Below are 17,967 nucleotides of genomic sequence, written 5' to 3'. Positions count from 1 at the left end.
GTCAGGCATGACAAAGTGCCTGATAGTCGCACCAGCGGCAGCCTTCACCCGGGCGGCCGGTAAAATCCGGTCCATGCTCCATATGCCAGAGCAGCAGGGAAAGGACGTCGAAACATTGACGGATGCGTTCGTCATTGTCCAGATCCAGCCTGGGGCCGAACAGCCAGTATTCCCGCCCCTTGTCGCGCAGCTCCACCAGGGCGGCATCGTGCAGATCCTTGAAACCGGCGGCGTGCAGCATGCACAGGTAAGCGGGCAGCTGGATCATGCGCAACTTCTCGGCCAGCTGGTCGAAAATTCCGGCAGCCAGCCGGCGGCGTTCTTCCAGAGGTATCCTTGCATCCTGGACCTGCGCCATGTGGGCGAACAGGGACTCGTCGTCCCACAGGGCCCCGGCAGGACTGTTGATGGTACCGGTCTTGTAGTCCACGATGCAGAGGCCGTCCTCACGTCTGTCCAGTCTGTCCAGGCGTCCCTTGAAAGTATATTCCCGGCCGTTACAGCTGATAACCTGGGTCAGGGGATATTCCAGCTCCAGGATAGTTGCGTCCGGCTGGTGGCAAAGATATTCCTCCAGACGGCGCGGGGCCGCCATGGAGAACATCATCAGACTGTCGGGCGGCAGCTGGGTCCGCAGATCATGCCTTTCGATCTGACGCTGCAGCTCGGCGCGCATGACGGCCATGTCGAACGTCCCGGCATCCACCAGCTTGCCGCGATACGGGCGGTAGAGTTGTTGCAGCACATCGTGCAGCACGGAGCCCACTTCTGCCGGGTCGTCCCTCTCGTTGACCTCCTGGACGGGCCGGAAACGGCACAGGTGCTTCCAGACGAAGGACAGCGGGCAATGCAGATAGGTATCCAGGGCCGTAGGAGAGATGGGCGCGGCCAGAAAAGTCCGCATGGCATCCTGCAGGGCCTGGTTGCGCTTCAGGGACAATTCGCGGGGCGGCATGGGGGCCACGGCACAGGTGGCCACAGCCAGCGGCGGCGTACCCGGTTTGAGGATAGCGCCGGTGCGCTGTTCGTGCGCCCAGATGAGCTGTTCCACAAAACGGCTGCGGGCTTTCTTGCTGTCCATGAGTCCGGAACGCCCTTGGCTCTCCTGCCAGTAAAAATGCACCTCGTGGGCGCAGGCGCACAGGCGGTAGAGGGTGTGGGATGCCACCCGTTCCCGGCGGCGGGCATCAGGCAGGCCGAGGATGCGGCGCAGGCTGTCCGGCAGCAGCGGGTCCTGACCGGGGGCACCGGGCAGGACGTCATCGGTGGCATCGACGATGAAGATGCGGTCGAACTGGAGCAGACGGCTTTCCAGCATGCCCAGTACCTGTACACCACCCAGCGGGTCGGCCTCGAAGGGGATGCGCTGCTGTTGCAGCAGCTGGCGGGCCAGACCGTGCAGAAGGCGGGAGCCCATCTCCTCGCCGGACAGGGCATTGTGCTGCAACTCCGGCACGCAATGGCGCACCAGCCGGTACAGGGCCTCGGCATCCAGGGGAAAGCGTTCCCAGACGGCCTGTCCGTGGCGGGTAAGGAAGTCGCTCAGGCGCAGCAGGGCCCCGGCCAGACCGGCCAGCGTGGTGACGTCACCGAAATCTTCCAGCAGCAGGTGCAGCAGGTCTTCCAGCAGGGCGCGCTCGGGACTGGGGGCAGGAGGGGCTCCATCCGGGCCAGGCGGGACATCCGCACATTCTTCCCCTTCGGCCAGTGTGTCCAGCAGATCCTCCAGGGCCACCAGACGCCTGCCGCTGCGGATACGGCGTTCCAGACGGCGCAACAGGGGCCGCAGGGACTGCCCTGATTCTGTTTCCCCTTCGGGGGCCGTAGCCTGCAGCATGCCCAGATAGGGGTGGCGCAGGCAGGCCAGCAGATAGCGCCAGTAGAAAAGCCCGTCCTTGTCCCGGCCTTCATGCAGGCGGAACAGGCTGTCCAGCAGATGGAAGAGGGGCGAGCGGTCCAAAGGATAGCCCATGGAGATGTTGACTTCCTTGTCCGGCAGGTGATGCAGCACGGGCAGCAGAAGATCGCCGTGGGTCAGGAGGATGGCCGTGGAAGCTTCCGAAGGGGCATCCAGATCCTGTTGCAGGGCCTTAAGCTGGGAGTGGAGGTCATAACCCGCGAAATAGTGCCATTTTTGCGCGTCTTCCACCGGGGAGGGCGTGTCCGTCTCCCAGGGCCGGGCCGTGGCCTGCCAGCGTTGCAGCCACTGGACGTGTTCATGACAGGCCCAGTGCACAGACGGTCGGTCTTCCCCGTCATACCGGGCCAGAGCCGGATCCGTGTGCAGGCAAACGCGGGCGCCGGCCTGCCAGAGACTGCGGAGCAGGATGTCCTCGGTCTCGGTGAGCAGGGAGAAACCGGCCAGCAGCACGGGGTGTCCGTCAGCCGGACGCAGCAGGTCGGGGATGTCCTCCGCATGGCGGGCGGCCAGCCAGAAATCATGGCCCGGCGTGGTCCAGCCCTTCTGGGCCAGCGCCGTTACATAGGCATCGCGGATGCGTCCCAGGGCGCCCAGCAGAGCAGCGGCCGGGGGGCTCACCTCGTCGATGAAAGGCAGGTCATCCGTGACCATGTTCTGGCCCAGCAGCTCTTCCAGCAGGTTGGCCAGGCGGATGCCCCAAGGCAGGAAGGCGTCCGGGGATAGCTTGCCGAAGCGTTTTTCCAGCTCGTGGTCTTCGTCGGCCAGATCGAGGACGCAGTCCCGCAGCAGGGCCACCCTGTCCAGCAGGCAGGCCGTGCGCAGCGGCACGGGACTGGCATGCATGCGCCACAGGCGCACCATGTCCGGCAGGGAAAGGACCTTGGGCAGCAGGCCGGTGGTCCCGGCAGCGGCATAGATGTCCACAAGGTAGCGCCACGGACGATTGTGGGGGACGATGATGACGGCATCACCGGGCCGTCCGTCGCTCCAGAGGTCGGTGGCCTGTTTCAGAGCAGGCAGGAAGGGCTGCTGCCAGGAAAAGATATGGAAGGGGCTGCTCATGCCTCGTCCTCACAGAAGTAGCGGGGATAGGCCCCAAGATCCGTAAACAGTTCCGAAGCGCTGTCGGGTTCCACCAGGCGAAAAGACTGCTTGTCCAGATAGATGAGCAGGCCGCGGGCTACGGCCGTGCCGCTCTGCTCCAGACAGCGCAGATAGCGCTGCACCTGCCGGACATGCTCGTCCATGACCATGCCGCTCTTGTAGTCCACCACCAGGGTCCCCCAGGACAGCGGGACGATGAGGTCGGCACGCAAAAGGTTCCGGCGGGACCCCTCGGCGGCCAGCATGGATTGTTCCGGCACACCGCGTCGTTGCCAAAGACTGAACTGGGGCAGGCGCAGCAGCCAGAGCAGGCAGGATTCCATATCGGCGGCGACACTTTCCCTGTCGGGGGCGTCCTGTCCGTCGGCAAGGGGGATGGTGGCGAGCACTTCCCGTACGGCAGCCCTGATGTTGTCCTCACTGAGGCCGCCCAGGGGCAGCTGTTCCAGACAGGCATGGAGCAGGGTACCGCGATCCCGTGCGGAAAAGTGCATCCGTTCCAGTGGGTTGCGGTAGATCTTGAGCCGGGGCAGCCATTGCATGGGACGCCAGTCTTCTTCCAGATCAGGCGGCACTGCCGTCTGCCCGCCGGAGAGCTGGTCGGAGGCGCTATCGGCTCCTGCGGCTTCTGTTGTCGGGGCCGTATCTTCCCCCTCGGCATCCGCCACCGGGGGCTGGACCGGATGCCGCACGTCGTCCCCGCCTTCCAGCTGATAGGGGACCTCGAGCCCGGCCTGCTGCCAGAGGACGTCCAGGGCGTGGCTGCCGCAGCCCCTGTGCACGGTGGCGGCGCTGGTACGGAAGACGAGAAGCTCTTCCCGTGCCCGGGTGAAGGCCACATAGAACTGGTTGAGCAGTTCCATGGCCTGCCGCAACAGAGCCTCGTAGTAGATCCTGCCGCAATGCGGACCATTCTTGCAGACCATGCGCAGGCCGTCTTCCTCCATAAGCACCGGGTCGTTCGCCTTCAGGGAGGCATCGGTCCAGGGCAGGAGGACCACAGGGGCCTCGAGGCCCTTGGACTTGTGGACGGTCATGATGCGCACGGCGTCGATGCCCTCAGGCATGGGGACTTTTTCTTCCTCTCCCTTTTCCTGCCAGTGGGCCAAAAAGTCAGGCAGGGTGGCAAGCCCCTGATCCTCGGCATTTTTGAGCACTTCGAGAAAGCAGCGCAGGAAGACATCGGCATCGGGATAGCGTTCGAAGACCTGCAGGCGGTCGTACCATTCCATAATCGTGTCATACGGTGTCATGAGCCCGGCCTGATTGTGGAAAGGCGCCAGTACGGAGGCCCAGAATCCGGGGAAGCACCGTTGCAGGTGCTGCACCAGGGGGATGCTGCCCCTGTCCACGCAACTGTCGTGCAAGGCCTGCAGGTCGGGGACCGGCAGGGGACCCTGCTGTACCAGACTGCCCGTGACCACGGTCCAGAGGGCCAGCTCGTCTTCCGCATTGCACAGGAACTGCAGCAGGGCCACGCTCTGGATCACCAGAGGATGGGTGGACAGCAGCAGACTGTTCTCCGTGACGATGGGGATGTCGGCAGCGGCCAGATCTTCGGCAACCAGGGCGGCCTGGGCATTGCTGCGCACCAGTACCAGCATGTCCTGCCAGGGGCGGCGCGGGGCCAGGTCCTGCCGGAGCACATGACGCAGGCGCGCCAGCACGGCGGTGTTGAGTTCCTCGCTGCTGTCACCGTCGATGGCCTCCACACGCACGAGGCCGCCGGAAGGCGAGCTGGGCGAAAAATCCTGGGCCGTCCCGGCATAGCCCGCGGCCACACGTTCCGCATAGCTGTCCAGCAGGTCGTCCGGGGTGTCTTGCGGCATCAGCGCGGCAAGAGCCTGCCGGGCAACAGAGGCATCCTCCAGAGGTGAGAACAGAGCGTTGTTGTGTGCGATGATCTGGCGGCAGCTGCGCCAATTGGCCATGAGCGTCTCGTGGCACACGTCCGGGGCCAGACGGCGCAAGGGCTTTTCGATGCCGTCAAAAAGAGCGGCATCCCCGCCACGCCAGCCGTAGATGGCCTGTTTGACGTCACCCACCCAGGTCAGGGAGCCGCCCCGGGAAAGGGCTTCCTCCACCAGCGGGCTCAGGGCCTGCCACTGTTCGCGACTGGTATCCTGGAATTCGTCCAGCAGGAAATATTGCAGGCGGCTGCCCAGACGGCACAGGGCCTCGGAGACGCCAAAGCTGCCGCTGAGCACCGAACCGGCCATCTCCGGTACCAAAACAGCGGGCAGGGTGGCCTCCTGCTGCTGGTTGTCCCGCATGGCCTGGACCAGCAGGGTGGCCAGCTGGACGGCCGGGGCAAAATTGCGGGCCGAACGCAGCAGGGCATGGCGGCGGCTGAAATCAGGCAGCCAGGCCGTCAGCGCTTCCAGGGCCGCCAGCAGCTCTGGCGTGCGCTTCGTTTTGGCCGTGAGGAATTTGTCGACCTCGGGCTCAGCGATGGATTTGAGCTTAAGGGCGCTTTCGTCCCGCTCATGGAGGCGTACCAAAGCCTTGCGGCTTGTGGCATGGAGCTTGGTGTCGGCCTGCTCCTCCGCATCCAGTACAGCCATAACCAGGTCAAGAGCCCTGTTCCAGAGTTGCTGATGACGTTTTTGCAGTTCTTCCGGGCTCGTGATGTCTGTGAATTCGCCGCGCAGGATGCCGTCCAGCAGGGGACGGATGATGTCGCCCAGCTTTTCCCCGGCATTGAAGCCCTTGCTTTGCTGCACATGGACGATGGCCCAGTAGAGGTCGCGCAGCAGTTTTTCCATCCTCTCATTGCCCTGAGAGGCCAGGTTGAGCAAGCTGTCAAGATAGGGCGTCACGGCATCCATGCTCACGAAAGCGGGCTGGAAGTCCGGGGGCAGATCCAGCTGCAGGGCGGCCGAACGCACGATAGCGTGGAGCAGGCTGTCGATGGTGCGGATGTTGAGGCTGGCCAGGTCACGCAGGATGACATCCAGCCAGCGGGCAGCCATGGCGGGCGTCAGGGGGATGTCCTTTTCCGGCGTGCCCAGGGCGATGGCCTTAAGGCGGCCGATGACGCGGTCACGCATCTCACCGGCGGCGGCATTGGTGAAGGTGATGGCCAGGATCTCGTCCCAGCCCGAGGGGCCGGTGCCCAGCCCGCAGGAGGCGGCAGCGGCCGGTGCCGGGGCCCCGCAGGCCGCCAGCAGACACAAAAAACGCCGGGTCAGGTCATAGGTCTTGCCTGACCCGGCAGATGCCTTGACTTGATACAGACTAGCCATGCGTCTCCTGTTGCGGCAGCATACCGGCCAGCATGCCCTGTCCCGTGGATTCCAGGGCGGCGCGCCAAAGGTCGGAATAGATGTTGAGCTTGCGGCGGCGGCGCGTCACCAGCTCCAGCGGCAGGTGCACGTAGCGGTCCTGGATCTTGCCCACCACCATGTCGGTACGACCGGCCATGGCCGCATGGACGGCATACTGGCCCAGGAAGCCGCAGTAGACCTTGTCGTTGGCCGTGGCCGGCACGGAACGGATGATGTAGCTGGGGTCGATGTACTTGAGTGCGTGGGGGATGCCGCGTGCGTCCATATACCGCTTGATCTCCGAGCGCAGCAGGTCGGCCACATCGCCCAGCAGCAGATTGCCCGAGGCGTCAGTGGCACCGGAGCGGTCCAGCAGATGCTGGCCGGCGCCTTCGGCCGCCACGATGACGGCATGATGGCGGCTCTTCAGGCGTTCTTCCAGCGCGGGCAGCAGGCCGCCTTCCCCTTCGAGGGTGAAGGGCGCTTCCGGTATCAGGACAAAGTTCACTTCCTTCATGGCCAGCGTGGCCTGGGCGGCGATGAAGCCCGATTCCCGGCCCATGAGCTTGACCAGGCCGATGCCGTTGGGCATGCCCTTGGCCTCGGTGTGGGCGCATTCGATGGCCTCGGTGGCCTTGTAGACGGCCGTCTCGAAGCCGAAGGACTGGGGGATGAAGTTGATGTCGTTGTCGATGGTCTTGGGAATGCCGATGACGGCGATCTTGAGGTTGCGCGCCTGCACTTCACGGCTGATGCTCAGGGCGGCCTTCATGCTGCCGTCACCGCCGATGACGAACAGGATGCTGACATTGGAGCGTTCCAGGCTGTCCACGATCTCTTCCGCGGACTGGGGACCGCGCGACGAGCCCAGGATGGTGCCGCCAAAGCGGTGGATGTCGGCCACGCGTTCGGGCGTCAGTTCCATGGGCTGGTGCCCGCAGGCCGGGATGAAGCCTTCCAGCCCGTAGCGGATACCCATGATGGAGGGCACATGGTAGGCGTGGTGCGCCTCCATGACGATGGCGCGGATGACGTCATTGAGCCCCGGGCAAAGGCCACCGCAGGTCACGATGGCGCATTTTGCCCGGCTGGGGTCGAAGTAAAGTTTTTTCCGGGGGCCGGCAGCCTCGAAATCCAGGCGTACGGGTTCGGTGAACTCGTCGCAGAGTTCCCTGTCCACCTGTATGGGCAGGCGCACGTCATCCACCCAGGTGCGGTAGGGCAGCCGGGACGTGAGTTTGGGGGTGCCGAGAGTACGGATGCTGGTATCGATGGCGCCGGGTTGGGTCATGCTTCACCTCGTGGTGGGATGCTCGGTTCAGGCAGGCTGCGAGAAACAGTCGCGCATGGCGGCGATGGAAAGGGCCAGGAAGGCATCCAGCGGCAGGCCCGCCTGTTCGCACTGGCGGATGTTGTCGCGGCAGACGCTGGCGGCAAAGGCCTTGTCCTTCATCTTTTTCTTGATGCTCTTGACTTCCATGCCTTCATAGCCCGTGGGTCGCATCAGAGCGGCGGCGCTGATGAGACCGGTGATGGTCTCGCCGCAACGCAGGGCATAGTCGAAACGGGTCTGGGGCGCACAACCGGTCATCTCGCCGTTGTGGGCGCGGATGGCGGTCAGGGCCTCTTCGGGCAATTTGCCTTCCAGCAGGCGGGCGCCTTCCAGACCGTGCTTTTCCGGTGTGGCTTCCGTGGCGGGATAGTCAACATCGTGCAGCAGGCCGGTCAGGCCCCACAGTTCTTCATCTTCACCAAATTCACGGGCCAGGGCCCGCATGACGGCCTCGGAAGCAATAGAGTGCTGCAACAGGCCCGCCTGGACATGGTTCTCCGCCAGCAGGGCCAGCGCTTCGTCTCGTGAGATCATGATGGTATTCTCCTTGTCACGATTCTAAAACAGGCAGAACTGCATAGCAAGGGAAAGCCCCGCTGTTCAGGAAAGGAAGCAGACGGAGACAACAGAGCGAGTGATGCCGTCCCGTTGAGGTCCTTCCCTATTATATGGATACTGCCGGATAGCGGCAGGGCAGGGACTTGATGGACGGGGCAGGAAGGGGAGGACTTTTTCCGGCCTGTGCCGGTCGCGGACGCTGCCTGTTGACAGCGGCCCGGATATGCCCGATGTAAAGGGATTCAGATAATCCCCGCAACAAAGATTGGGAACTATGCCAATATACGGTTTGCGCTTTCGCGCTTTGGGACAGACCCTGTACCATACGGGCCCTGCCGATCTGGCCGTGGGCGATCATGTGCTGATCGCGGCCGATCAGGGGCAGGCCCTGGCGCAGGTGGTCTCCGGTCCCTATGATTATGTGGCCGGTGTGGAGCCGGAGAGCCTGACGCCCATCGAGCGCCGGGCCACGGAAGAAGACCTGGCCGAGGGCCGCACCAACGAGAAACTGGCCCGCGAGGCCACGGAGTTCTGCCGCCAGTGCATCCGTGACCGCCGCCTGGACATGAAGCTCGTGGACGTTGAGGTCTTTTTTGACCGCAGCAAGCTCATCTTCTATTTCACGGCGCCGGCCCGCATCGACTTTCGCGAGCTGGTCAAGGATCTGGTGCGCGAATACCGCGCCCGCATCGAACTGCGCCAGATAGGGGTGCGCCACGAGACCCAGATGGTGGGGGCCGTGGGCAACTGCGGCATGGTCTGCTGCTGCCGCCGGTACCTGCGCAAGTTCGCTCCCGTGACCATCCGCATGGCCAAGGAGCAGAACCTGTTCCTCAACCCTGCCAAGATCTCGGGCATCTGCGGCCGCCTGCTCTGCTGCCTTTCCTACGAGCAGGAGAACTACGACCGCTTCCATCACAATTGCCCGCGTCTGGGCAAGAAATACCAGACCACGCAGGGCACCATGAAGGTGCTGCGGGCCAACATGTTCCGCAATTCGCTGTCCGTGCTCAACGAGAACAACGAGGAACAGGAACTGACGCTGGAAGAATGGCAGGCCCTGGATCCGCATCGTCCCGAGCCCCATCCCAACAATGCCCAGCCCAAACAGGCGCAGCAGCCCCAGAAGGCGGCACAGGGGGATGGTCTGCTGGTGGTCTCCGTCACGCCGGAGAACGTGGACGATCCCAACCTGTTTGCCGATGTGCTGCCGCCCGACGCGCCCCTGACCGCCGGGCCGGAAGCCCAGCCGCAGCAGGCCCAGCCGCAGGCCGAGGCCGCCCCCGCAGAGAACAGCAAAAGTCGCCGCCGCCGTCGCCGCAAGTCGCAGCAACGGCAGGACGGCGCCGCCGAATAAACGGAGTCAGACGTGAAGAACTTTTATATCACCACCCCCATTTACTATGTGAATGCCAAGCCCCATCTGGGACATGCCTATACCACCATCGTGGCCGACTCCCTGTCGCGTTTCCACAAGACCCTGGGCGACAACACCATGTTCCTGACCGGTACGGACGAACACGGTGACAAGATCGTCAAGGCCGCCGAAAAACAGGGCGTCTCCCCCAAGGAATTCGTGGACGGCATCAGCGGCCTGTTCCAGCAGCTGTGGCCGCATCTGGGCATCGAGAACGACGCTTTCGTGCGTACCACCGACGAAGACCACAAGGCCCGCGTGCAGCGCTTCCTGCAGCAGGTCTATGATGCCGGCGACATCTATTTCGGCGAGTTCGGCGGCCACTACTGCTACGGCTGCGAACGCTTCTATACGGAAAAGGAGCTGGAGAACGGTCTGTGCCCCCAGCATCTGACCAAGCCTGAATTCATCAGCGAGAAGAACTACTTCTTCCGCATGTCCAAATACCTTCCCTGGCTGCGGGAATACATCGAGAGCCATCCCGACTTCATCCGCCCCGAGCGCTACCGCAACGAAGTGCTGTCCATGCTGGAATCGGGCGCGCTGGAAGACCTGTGCATCTCCCGTCCCAAGTCCCGCCTGACCTGGGGCATCGAACTGCCCTTCGACAAGGATTACGTCTGCTATGTGTGGTTCGACGCCCTGCTGAACTACATCAGCGCCCTGGGCTGGCCTGACGGTGAAAAGTACAAGACCTTCTGGCCCGGCGAACATCTGGTGGCCAAGGACATCCTCAAGCCCCATGCCGTGTTCTGGCCCACCATGCTCAAGGCCGCGGGTCTGCCCGTGTACCAGCACCTGAACGTGCACGGCTACTGGCTGGTGCGCGATACCAAGATGTCCAAATCCCTGGGCAACGTGGTGGAACCGCTGGAGATGCGCCAGAAGTACGGTCTGGACGCCTTCCGCTATTTCCTGCTGCGCGAGATGCATTTCGGTTCCGACGCCTCCTTCAGCGAAGAAGGTATGGTGACCCGCATCAACGCCGACCTGGCCAACGACCTGGGCAACCTGTTCAGCCGCGTGCTGTCTATGACGGCCAAGTATTTTGAGAGCAAGGTGCCCCAGCCCGGCGAATTCAGCGAGGACGACAAGGCCATCGTCGAACTGTGCGCCACGGCCATGACCAATTACATCCAGCTGTTCGGCAACACCCAGTTCGCCCAGGGCCTGGATTCCCTGTGGGATCTGGTGCGCGCGCTCAACAAGTACGTGGATTCGCAGGCGCCGTGGACCCTGTTCAAGCAGGGCGATACCACGCGTCTGGGCACGGTCATGTACGTGCTGCTGTCGGCCATGCGCAAGGTGGCCCTGTGCCTGTGGGCCGTCATGCCCGATGCCTCCCGCACCCTGCTGGAGCAGCTGGGCCAGCAGCCCGGCGAAGGCCCTGTGACCACCTCTCTGGAAGCCGAGGCCGGCAACTTTGACGGTCTGCAGCCCGGCACCGAAGTGGCGGCCAGCTCCAATCTTTTCCCGCGTATCGACGTCAAGGCCCTGCAGCAGGAAGCTCCGGCCGAAAAGGCTCCCAAGGCCAAGAAGGAAAAGAAGCAGGAAGCCCCCAAGGCCGCTCCTGCCGCCGAAGGCCAGAGCGGTGAGATCAGCTTCGACCAGTTCAAGGCCGTGGAGATGCGCGCCGGGACCGTGGTCGTGGCGGAAAAGCATCCCAATGCCGACCGCATCCTGCGTCTGGAGATCGACTTTGACGAAGGCCAGCCGCGCCAGATCCTGTCCGGCCTGGCCGACTACTACAAGCCTGAGGAACTGGTGGGCAAGCAGGTCATCGCCGTGCTCAACCTGGCCCCGCGCAAGATCCGTGGCCTCATGTCCAACGGCATGGTGCTGACCGCGGAAAAGGACGGCAAGCTCTCCGTCCTGACGCCTGCCGCGCCTGTGCCCAACGGCAGCCAGATCGCCTAGGATAAACGATTCTCGACAAGGGCGGGGAGGGCTTTTTGCCGGCGGCAAGGAGGGCCTCCCTTCCCCATACCTCTTCCTTTTTCAGCGCCCTCAGAGGGAGCAGGGGAGAGCAGCGGGGAGCCCCCGGGCAGAGACAAAAAACTCCCCCGTCCGCAAGGGATGGGGGAGACTGGAACAAGGGGAGTACGACCATCAGGCCGCCTTCCCTTTTTTCATACCTCGCGGCATGATGCGCACGACGGGGATTGCAATGCCCGGCATTTCCGTCTATAGGCTGGCCGCAGGCGCTGCGACCGGGGCGGCAGCCGGGGATGGATTGCTGCCATCCGGGAAGCGCGGCCCCTGCGGGACCGGGTTCCCGGAGAGGACGGCGATCCCCCCCCTGTGCGGGTTCCGGCCGTTGTTCAAAGGCGATACCTATTCGCTCTTTTCCTGCGTTTCAGGATCGAACAGGCGGCCCAGTGCCGCCGCGTCCAGCGGGTTGAGGTTGAAGCGCATCCCGGCTTCGTCCAGAAGGGCGGCCAGGGATTTTTCAGGATACAGGGCGCGCTGTTCCGCCAGCCAGGCGGCGGCTCGCCGTACCAGTTCCGAAGCGGGCATGATGGTGGCCATGGAGTTCTCCTTTTTGTGGACCACTCTAGCCGAGTCCGTTTCGGGAAACAACGGGTCTTCGGATCCAAAGGACGGCATATATGGATAATTTGTGGGTTGCGTTCATCCTCAGCATCGTGGAAGGGCTGACGGAATACCTGCCGGTCTCGTCCTCGGGCCATCTGGTGCTGGTGGGCGATCTGCTCAATTTCAGCGGTGAAAAAGCTGCCACTTTCCAGGTGGTCATCCAGCTGGGCGCCATCATGGCGGTGGTCGTCCTTTACTGGGGACGTTTTTGGGGCCTGCTGCGGCCGCAACAGGGCGTGCCCTTTGCCGGTCTGCGCGGCATCTGGATGCTCTTCCTCACCTGCGTGCCCGCCTGTGTACTGGGCCTGCTGCTGCACTCCCAGATCAAGAGCCTGTTCACGCCGAGTATGGTGCTGATCCCCTTCGTCATCGGCGCCCTGCTGATGATCTTTGTGGAGCGCCGCCGGTTCCATCCCCGCTATGAGACCCTGGACGACATGACGCCCGGTCTGGCCTTCGGCATCGGCTGCTTCCAGTGCCTGGCCCTGTTCCCCGGCTTTTCCCGTTCGGCGGCCACCATCATGGGCGGCATGATCCTGGGGGCCCGCCGTCCGCTGGCGGCCGAATATTCGTTCATCGCCGCCGTGCCCATCATGGTGGCGGCCACGGGCTTTGACCTGCTCAAGAGCCTGCATCTGTTCACCGCGGCGGACATCCCCTTCTTTGCCGTGGGCATGATCGGCTCCTTTATTTCCGCCCTGATCGCGGTCAAGGCTTTCGTGAGGCTGGTGGGTCATATGACCCTGGTACCCTTTGCCGTGTACCGCCTGCTGCTGGCTCCCTTTATCTGGTATTTCATGGTGCATTAAAAAAAAATGGGAAAATCCCCAAAAAATGCTTGCCAAAGGGGCGCAACTTCTGTAGATACATCCCTGCGTTGAGTGGGACACGAAACGCCATCACGGCAAGGTAGCTCAGTTGGTCAGAGCATGCGGTTCATACCCGCAGTGTCGGGGGTTCAAATCCCTCCCTTGCTACCAGAATACGATAGGAAGCCCGGAAATTTTCCGGGCTTCTTTTGTTATGTGATTCCGTCTGTAGTAAGTCCGCCGATAGAGAATCAGAATTTGATGATATTTTCTTCAGTTCAGCCTCAAAATGACGGCTGGATAGCGCAGGGAAAAGTTCTGTTATCGCGAGCTTCCCACGTGATGATTTCCTGTTGCACGTTCAGGTCTCAAAGATGCCAAAGGATGCTGGAGTAGACGACTTGTAGTCACTGGAAGAAAGGTACAAAAAAGACTTGCCAGCGTGCCGTAATTTTTGTAGATACATCTCTGCGTTGAGTGGATACGAAACGCCATCACGGCAAGGTAGCTCAGTTGGTCAGAGCATGCGGTTCATACCCGCAGTGTCGGGGGTTCAAATCCCTCCCTTGCTACCAAAGGTAATAAAAAAGGCCCGGGATTTTCCCGGGCCTTTTTTATTACCTTTGGTAGCTCTTTCCTTCGATTTTATGAAGAACAGCTATTCGTTTTTTTGTAATTTATTCCGCAGCCAACGAGATATTTCTCGTAAAGGAAACGTAACTTTCCATGAATTTGAATTCAAAATTGATTCAAGTTCACTTTTTAACTGGATATTTATATTTTTTAAATTGATATTATCTTGGGATATATTGTTATATTCTTCATTAAGATTGTCATATTTGGATTCGATATCTTTTAATTTGTGGCTATTAACAAAATATTCAGAGGTTAATTTTATTATTCCAATGATTGGTACTGCTATCTCTTTGTCTTGTGATAAGAGATTTTGTAATAGCGAGTTGTCGAGAGCTGGACCTCCAGGTTTCCTCCATACAGCGAGGCCATGAGAATGGGGAAAAACACAAATCTCTTGAGATATTTCTGCTATCTCATGCCATAATCTATAGACACCAAAATTATTTCCTTGTTCGGCGACATCATGAAAAAGTATGATTCCTCCAGGCTTTACTTTCGGTAGCCAGGTATAGAAGTCGTGCTTAACTGCATCATACGTATGAAGTCCATCAATATGGAGTATATCAATAGATCCATCTTTAAAACATTGTATTGCATCATCAAATTTCATACGCAACATGGTTGCAAATTTTGAATAGCATTTTTCAGTATGCTCTGAAAATTTTCTGTATACATCTTCTTCGTAGAAGCCTGCTTGTTCGTCACCTTTCCATGTATCAACTGCATAGCATGATGTTTCAAAACATGATTGTTTGACAGCTTCACAGAAAGCAAAAAAAGAAACACCAGTATGGCTACCAAGTTCTACTAGGCATTGAGGGCGATATGCTCGAATAAGCATATCGGCAAAAATAACATGCCCAATCCATGGAGTTGCCCCTCCAGCTAGTATCTCATTCGGACCTTTATATTCGTAGGTAGTATAGTGCAATAAAAATTGAAGTATTTCCTTGTCCATATCCATATTCTCCTTTTATTTATAAAATTTTAGTCGTTTTCTTAGCTGCATACTTGGATTTTCAATGTAGGTATGCAAAAAATGTGAAGCAGAAAATATTATTGTTATTGATATGGCTATAATTGAGGAAAATGAAATATATTTTAGAAATATATTTTGAATGTCTATTTTATAATATATTGATATAGCAAAACTAAGGACTTGGAGATGGACGAGATAAAGTGGGTATGAAATTTTTGCAAGATATATAAAATATGACTTTATTTTATATAATTTATCATTATTAAAAGTAGCTTTGCTCAAGAAGGGTAGTATTATTGATGACAAAAAACCTGACAGGGTAAAACTTACAAGCGAATGAATTTCTTTATTTTTTTCAAATTCTGTATTTTGAATAAAAGAGTCAGAATATTGCCATTCTAAAAAAATACATATAGCTAAAATAGAAATAATGAATATCCAGGGTGATGCTATTTTATCATACAACACTGGAAAAGCTTTTTTAATGCACGATATGCCAAGACCATAAAATAAGGCATCCATGCGAAGATGAGGCATTTTCCTTACAGCATCATCTAGAACTATACTAGTGATATTTAATACGCTTAAATATCTGCTAATTGATTCTATAATAATAAAAATACAAATAAAGAATATTATATTTATATATAAATTGCTAAATATTTTTATCTTAAATTTAAATAGATATAAAAAAAATGGCATGAGAAGATATGATAACATTTCTATTGATAAAGTCCAAGCTACACCAATAAAATAAAGATCATTTGTGTATGCTTGAATAAATATTAGATAGCTTAACGGATATGTGTGTCCAAATATTATGTAAATAGATACAGTCGCTAGAAAGATAATATAATAGCATGGGAATATTTTTGTTATTCTATCAATTGAATAATTATAAAGTGATTTAAAGTCATATTTTTCATAGTTTAATAACGATCCTCCAATAAGAAATCCGCTTAAGGCAAAAAAACAATCTACGGAATAATTTGCAAGATATGTGATACGCCATGTGATAGCGTGAATTTGAATAAAAAATTCTTTTGGTATTAATAATAGGATATGAGCAATAAAGACTGTAAGAACTGCAAATCCACGAAGAATATCAAGACCAATTAACCGTTCTTTTTCCATGTTTATCTATTGCTAATACCAATGGTAAGTTCGATGGACCTCATGGGGAGTCCCATGATGCCCGCACTGGCGCTGGAGGCGACAGAGGTCAGGATCAAAGCATCATGGCGCCATTCATGCTGTATATGCTCTTCCTGTGTGCCCTCGGCGACAGCTATGGCAAATGAATAGTCTCCTGCGGTCAGAACCGGCATGCGAAAGCAGAATGCGGCATAAAAAGGCTCATCTGCGGCCACATGCAGTGGCTGATCCATATAGGACAGATAGGTATTGTCGCCGAATAGTGTCTGCCCCAGCCTGTCCTTGAGATAAAAACCGACGATAGGACTGTTCAGGGGCCGTCGGGCCCGGCAATCGATACGCAGGGTGACGATTTCGCCCCCAGTGCACCAGCATAGAGGCCTTTTTTTCTGATCCATGAGTACGACCCGCTCGATACAGGCGCCTCCCTGGCCAAAGGCAGGCGCATCAGGATCGAAGCGGAATACCTGGATATCGTTACGCAGCGTCGACTTATTGATGAAATCCTGCCTGGCATCGCGAAAATCTTCTTCTTCCGGGCGAAGCACCAGCCCGCGTTTGAAGGCAGACGGAGCTGCTCCGGCAGGTTTTTCTCCCTGGGCAGCCTGAAAGATATCTTCGAGATAGAGCTCTGTGATCTGCTTGGGATCACCGGCACTTTTGATGCGGCCCCGTTCCAGAAAAATAGCATGGGTGCAGAGGCTGTTGATGGCGGCCACGTCATGGCTGACGAAGAACAGTGTCTTTGTGGCTATGAACTGGCGCAGGAAGCGCATGCATTTTTGTGTGAAGTACGCATCTCCTACGGAAAGGGCTTCGTCTACGATAAGGATATCCGCGTCTACATGGGCAATTACGGCAAACGCCAGACGCATGACCATACCGCTGGAGTAATTACGTACAGGCTGGTCGATGAAATCGCCGATATCTGCAAAGGCTACGATGTCGTCATAGCGGGTCCGGATCTCCGCATCGCTCAGTCCCAAGATGGCTGCGTTCAGGAATACGTTCTCGCGCCCGGTGAATTCGGGATTAAAGCCACTGCCCAGCTCCAGGAGAGCGGCTACCCGTCCGCACGTCCTGACACTGCCTGTCGTGGGGGCCAGAGTTCCGGCGATGATCTGTAAAAGAGTGCTCTTGCCGGCGCCATTGCGTCCTACGATACCGACGCATTCTCCTTTACGGATGGTAAGGTCGATATGGTGCAGGGCTTCGAAACTGCGGTAGAACTTGCGGCGGCCCCGACACAGCATCTGGAGCAGACGATGGACAGGACGGTCGTAGATCTCGAAAACCTTGCTCACATCCTGCAAGATGATGGCTGCCTCCTGCGAAGGGGCAATTGTCGGAGGAGAAGGCTGCGGCGGTGTCTGCGGATCAAAGGACATCGGCAAATCCTTTTTTGGTTTTGAGGAACCAGCACAACCCCAGCCGGCAGATGATGAAAGCCAGTCCCATATTCCAGGCAAAGGTCCCCCAGTCCGGCCAGATACCGAACAGGACTGCGTTGCGGACTTCGTCGACCATGGCGGCCAGCGGATTGAGGGCCAGGATCCAGCGCAGAGAGACCGGCACCATCTCCACAGGATAGAAGATGGGCGTCATGAAAAAGAGTATCTGGATGAGGACTGCCGTCAGATGGGGCATGTCACGCACATAGACTGTGGAAGCTGCCACGAACAGGGCCACGCCCAGTGCCAGCAGCAGAACAGGCAACAGGAGCAGGGGCAGGAGCAGCGCGGACAGGTGGAATGATATGCCCAGCATAGCAGCACCGGCAAAAAGCAACAGGAACCAGCTCGCCCCCAGGATGATGGCAGAGGCCAGATGGATGATGGGCAGTATCTCCAGGGGGAAAACGACTTTTTTTACCAGGTTGGCATTAAGCAGCACGGAAGGGGCCGCGCCATTCACGGTTTCGGAAAAAAGGTTGAATGTCGCCATGCCGCAGAACATAGCTGCGGCGAAACTGCCGGTACCACTTTCGGGCATATTGCCCCAGCGGGCCTTGAAGATGATCCCAAATACAAAGGTGTAGACGAGCAGCATCATGAGCGGTTGTGCCAGGCTCCAGAACCAGCCGAGGATGGACCCTTTATAGCGCAAAGCCAGCTGACGGCGGGTCATGTGCAGGATAAGGGACGCATTGCCCGCAAGGATCCTGCTAAGGAGGAGTGGATGCCATAAAGGCGGG

Annotated in this window: 12 protein-coding genes and 2 tRNA genes; 5 read left to right on the top strand and 9 right to left on the bottom strand. The window is 58.2% G+C overall.

Features of this window, described 5'->3' with window-relative positions:
• Nucleotide 1: 1 nt before the first annotated feature.
• From ACQRBR_RS02470 to ACQRBR_RS02455, 4 genes are read right to left on the bottom strand one after another with little or no spacing between them, the layout of a single operon-like run.
• Nucleotides 2–2,983, bottom strand: a complete 2,982-nt coding sequence (locus ACQRBR_RS02470) for a PD-(D/E)XK nuclease family protein (RefSeq protein WP_427812227.1) — start codon at nucleotides 2,981–2,983, stop codon at nucleotides 2–4.
• Nucleotides 2,980–6,270, bottom strand: coding sequence for a UvrD-helicase domain-containing protein (locus tag ACQRBR_RS02465; RefSeq protein WP_427812226.1), 3,291 nt, complete (start codon nucleotides 6,268–6,270; stop codon nucleotides 2,980–2,982). Before ACQRBR_RS02465 ends, ACQRBR_RS02470 begins: the two co-directional genes overlap by 4 nt.
• The gene (locus ACQRBR_RS02460; RefSeq protein WP_427812225.1) at nucleotides 6,263–7,582 is read right to left on the bottom strand and encodes an ATP-dependent 6-phosphofructokinase; all 1,320 of its coding nucleotides are present in this window, start codon (nucleotides 7,580–7,582) and stop codon (nucleotides 6,263–6,265) included. Before ACQRBR_RS02460 ends, ACQRBR_RS02465 begins: the two co-directional genes overlap by 8 nt.
• A 27-nt stretch (nucleotides 7,583–7,609) precedes the next feature.
• A complete protein-coding gene (locus ACQRBR_RS02455) occupies nucleotides 7,610–8,158 on the bottom strand; it encodes an HDIG domain-containing metalloprotein (RefSeq protein WP_303954747.1) in 549 nt (182 codons plus the stop codon).
• 298 nt (nucleotides 8,159–8,456) lie between these two features.
• Here ACQRBR_RS02455 and ACQRBR_RS02450 point away from each other — a divergent pair, with 298 nt between their 5' ends.
• Together ACQRBR_RS02450 and metG are read left to right on the top strand one after the other, a co-directional pair.
• On the top strand, nucleotides 8,457–9,539 hold the full coding sequence (locus ACQRBR_RS02450) for a PSP1 domain-containing protein (protein ID WP_303740172.1): 1,083 nt from the start codon (nucleotides 8,457–8,459) through the stop codon (nucleotides 9,537–9,539).
• 12 nt (nucleotides 9,540–9,551) lie between these two features.
• Nucleotides 9,552–11,516 (top strand): methionine--tRNA ligase, encoded by a 1,965-nt coding sequence (gene metG / locus ACQRBR_RS02445; RefSeq protein WP_168935745.1) that lies wholly within the window; start codon nucleotides 9,552–9,554, stop codon nucleotides 11,514–11,516.
• A 417-nt stretch (nucleotides 11,517–11,933) separates the two neighbouring features.
• Here metG and ACQRBR_RS02440 read toward each other — a convergent pair whose 3' ends face one another.
• Nucleotides 11,934–12,128 (bottom strand): hypothetical protein, encoded by a 195-nt coding sequence (locus ACQRBR_RS02440; RefSeq protein WP_204674145.1) that lies wholly within the window; start codon nucleotides 12,126–12,128, stop codon nucleotides 11,934–11,936.
• An 80-nt stretch (nucleotides 12,129–12,208) separates the two neighbouring features.
• On the opposite strand from ACQRBR_RS02440, the gene ACQRBR_RS02435 reads away from it, so the two are divergent.
• The 3 genes from ACQRBR_RS02435 to ACQRBR_RS02425 all read left to right on the top strand — a co-directional run bounded on the left by ACQRBR_RS02435 (nucleotide 12,209) and on the right by ACQRBR_RS02425 (nucleotide 13,578).
• Nucleotides 12,209–13,003, top strand: coding sequence for an undecaprenyl-diphosphate phosphatase (locus ACQRBR_RS02435; protein WP_427812224.1), 795 nt, complete (start codon nucleotides 12,209–12,211; stop codon nucleotides 13,001–13,003).
• Between the two features lie 94 nt (nucleotides 13,004–13,097).
• Nucleotides 13,098–13,174: transfer RNA gene (locus tag ACQRBR_RS02430), tRNA-Met, on the top strand.
• 327 nt (nucleotides 13,175–13,501) lie between these two features.
• Nucleotides 13,502–13,578, top strand: a tRNA-Met gene (locus ACQRBR_RS02425).
• Between the two features lie 83 nt (nucleotides 13,579–13,661).
• On the opposite strand, the gene ACQRBR_RS02420 is transcribed toward ACQRBR_RS02425, so the two are convergent.
• The 4 genes from ACQRBR_RS02420 to ACQRBR_RS02405 are packed head-to-tail and all read right to left on the bottom strand — an operon-like array spanning nucleotide 13,662 to nucleotide 17,900.
• Entirely contained in the window at nucleotides 13,662–14,603 is a 942-nt protein-coding gene (locus ACQRBR_RS02420; protein ID WP_427812223.1) for a class I SAM-dependent methyltransferase, read from the bottom strand.
• A 9-nt stretch (nucleotides 14,604–14,612) separates the two neighbouring features.
• Entirely contained in the window at nucleotides 14,613–15,752 is a 1,140-nt protein-coding gene (locus ACQRBR_RS02415; protein ID WP_427812222.1) for an acyltransferase family protein, read from the bottom strand.
• A gap of 2 nt (nucleotides 15,753–15,754) precedes the next feature.
• Nucleotides 15,755–17,161 (bottom strand): ABC transporter ATP-binding protein, encoded by a 1,407-nt coding sequence (locus tag ACQRBR_RS02410; RefSeq protein WP_427812221.1) that lies wholly within the window; start codon nucleotides 17,159–17,161, stop codon nucleotides 15,755–15,757.
• Entirely contained in the window at nucleotides 17,151–17,900 is a 750-nt protein-coding gene (locus ACQRBR_RS02405; RefSeq protein WP_427812220.1) for an ABC transporter permease, read from the bottom strand. Before ACQRBR_RS02405 ends, ACQRBR_RS02410 begins: the two co-directional genes overlap by 11 nt.
• Nucleotides 17,901–17,967: the final 67 nt, after the last annotated feature.

The sequence above is a fragment of the Desulfovibrio sp. SGI.133 genome (assembly GCF_050313955.1).
Lineage (GTDB): Bacteria > Desulfobacterota > Desulfovibrionia > Desulfovibrionales > Desulfovibrionaceae > Desulfovibrio.
This window is presented reverse-complemented; position numbering and strand designations above follow the sequence as displayed.

Excerpts from the sequence above, each read along its gene's own strand:
- ACQRBR_RS02470 (WP_427812227.1), bottom strand. The coding sequence starts at position 2,983 with ATGAGCAGCCCCTTCCATATCTTTTCCTGGCAGCAGCCCTTCCTGCCT.
- ACQRBR_RS02465 (WP_427812226.1), bottom strand. The coding sequence starts at position 6,270 with ATGGCTAGTCTGTATCAAGTCAAGGCATCTGCCGGGTCAGGCAAGACC.
- ACQRBR_RS02460 (WP_427812225.1), bottom strand. The coding sequence starts at position 7,582 with ATGACCCAACCCGGCGCCATCGATACCAGCATCCGTACTCTCGGCACC.
- ACQRBR_RS02455 (WP_303954747.1), bottom strand. The coding sequence starts at position 8,158 with ATGATCTCACGAGACGAAGCGCTGGCCCTGCTGGCGGAGAACCATGTC.
- ACQRBR_RS02450 (WP_303740172.1), top strand. The coding sequence starts at position 8,457 with ATGCCAATATACGGTTTGCGCTTTCGCGCTTTGGGACAGACCCTGTAC.
- ACQRBR_RS02440 (WP_204674145.1), bottom strand. The coding sequence starts at position 12,128 with ATGGCCACCATCATGCCCGCTTCGGAACTGGTACGGCGAGCCGCCGCC.
- ACQRBR_RS02435 (WP_427812224.1), top strand. The coding sequence starts at position 12,209 with ATGGATAATTTGTGGGTTGCGTTCATCCTCAGCATCGTGGAAGGGCTG.
- ACQRBR_RS02420 (WP_427812223.1), bottom strand. The coding sequence starts at position 14,603 with ATGGATATGGACAAGGAAATACTTCAATTTTTATTGCACTATACTACC.
- ACQRBR_RS02415 (WP_427812222.1), bottom strand. The coding sequence starts at position 15,752 with ATGGAAAAAGAACGGTTAATTGGTCTTGATATTCTTCGTGGATTTGCA.
- ACQRBR_RS02410 (WP_427812221.1), bottom strand. The coding sequence starts at position 17,161 with ATGTCCTTTGATCCGCAGACACCGCCGCAGCCTTCTCCTCCGACAATT.
- ACQRBR_RS02405 (WP_427812220.1), bottom strand. The coding sequence starts at position 17,900 with ATGACCCGCCGTCAGCTGGCTTTGCGCTATAAAGGGTCCATCCTCGGC.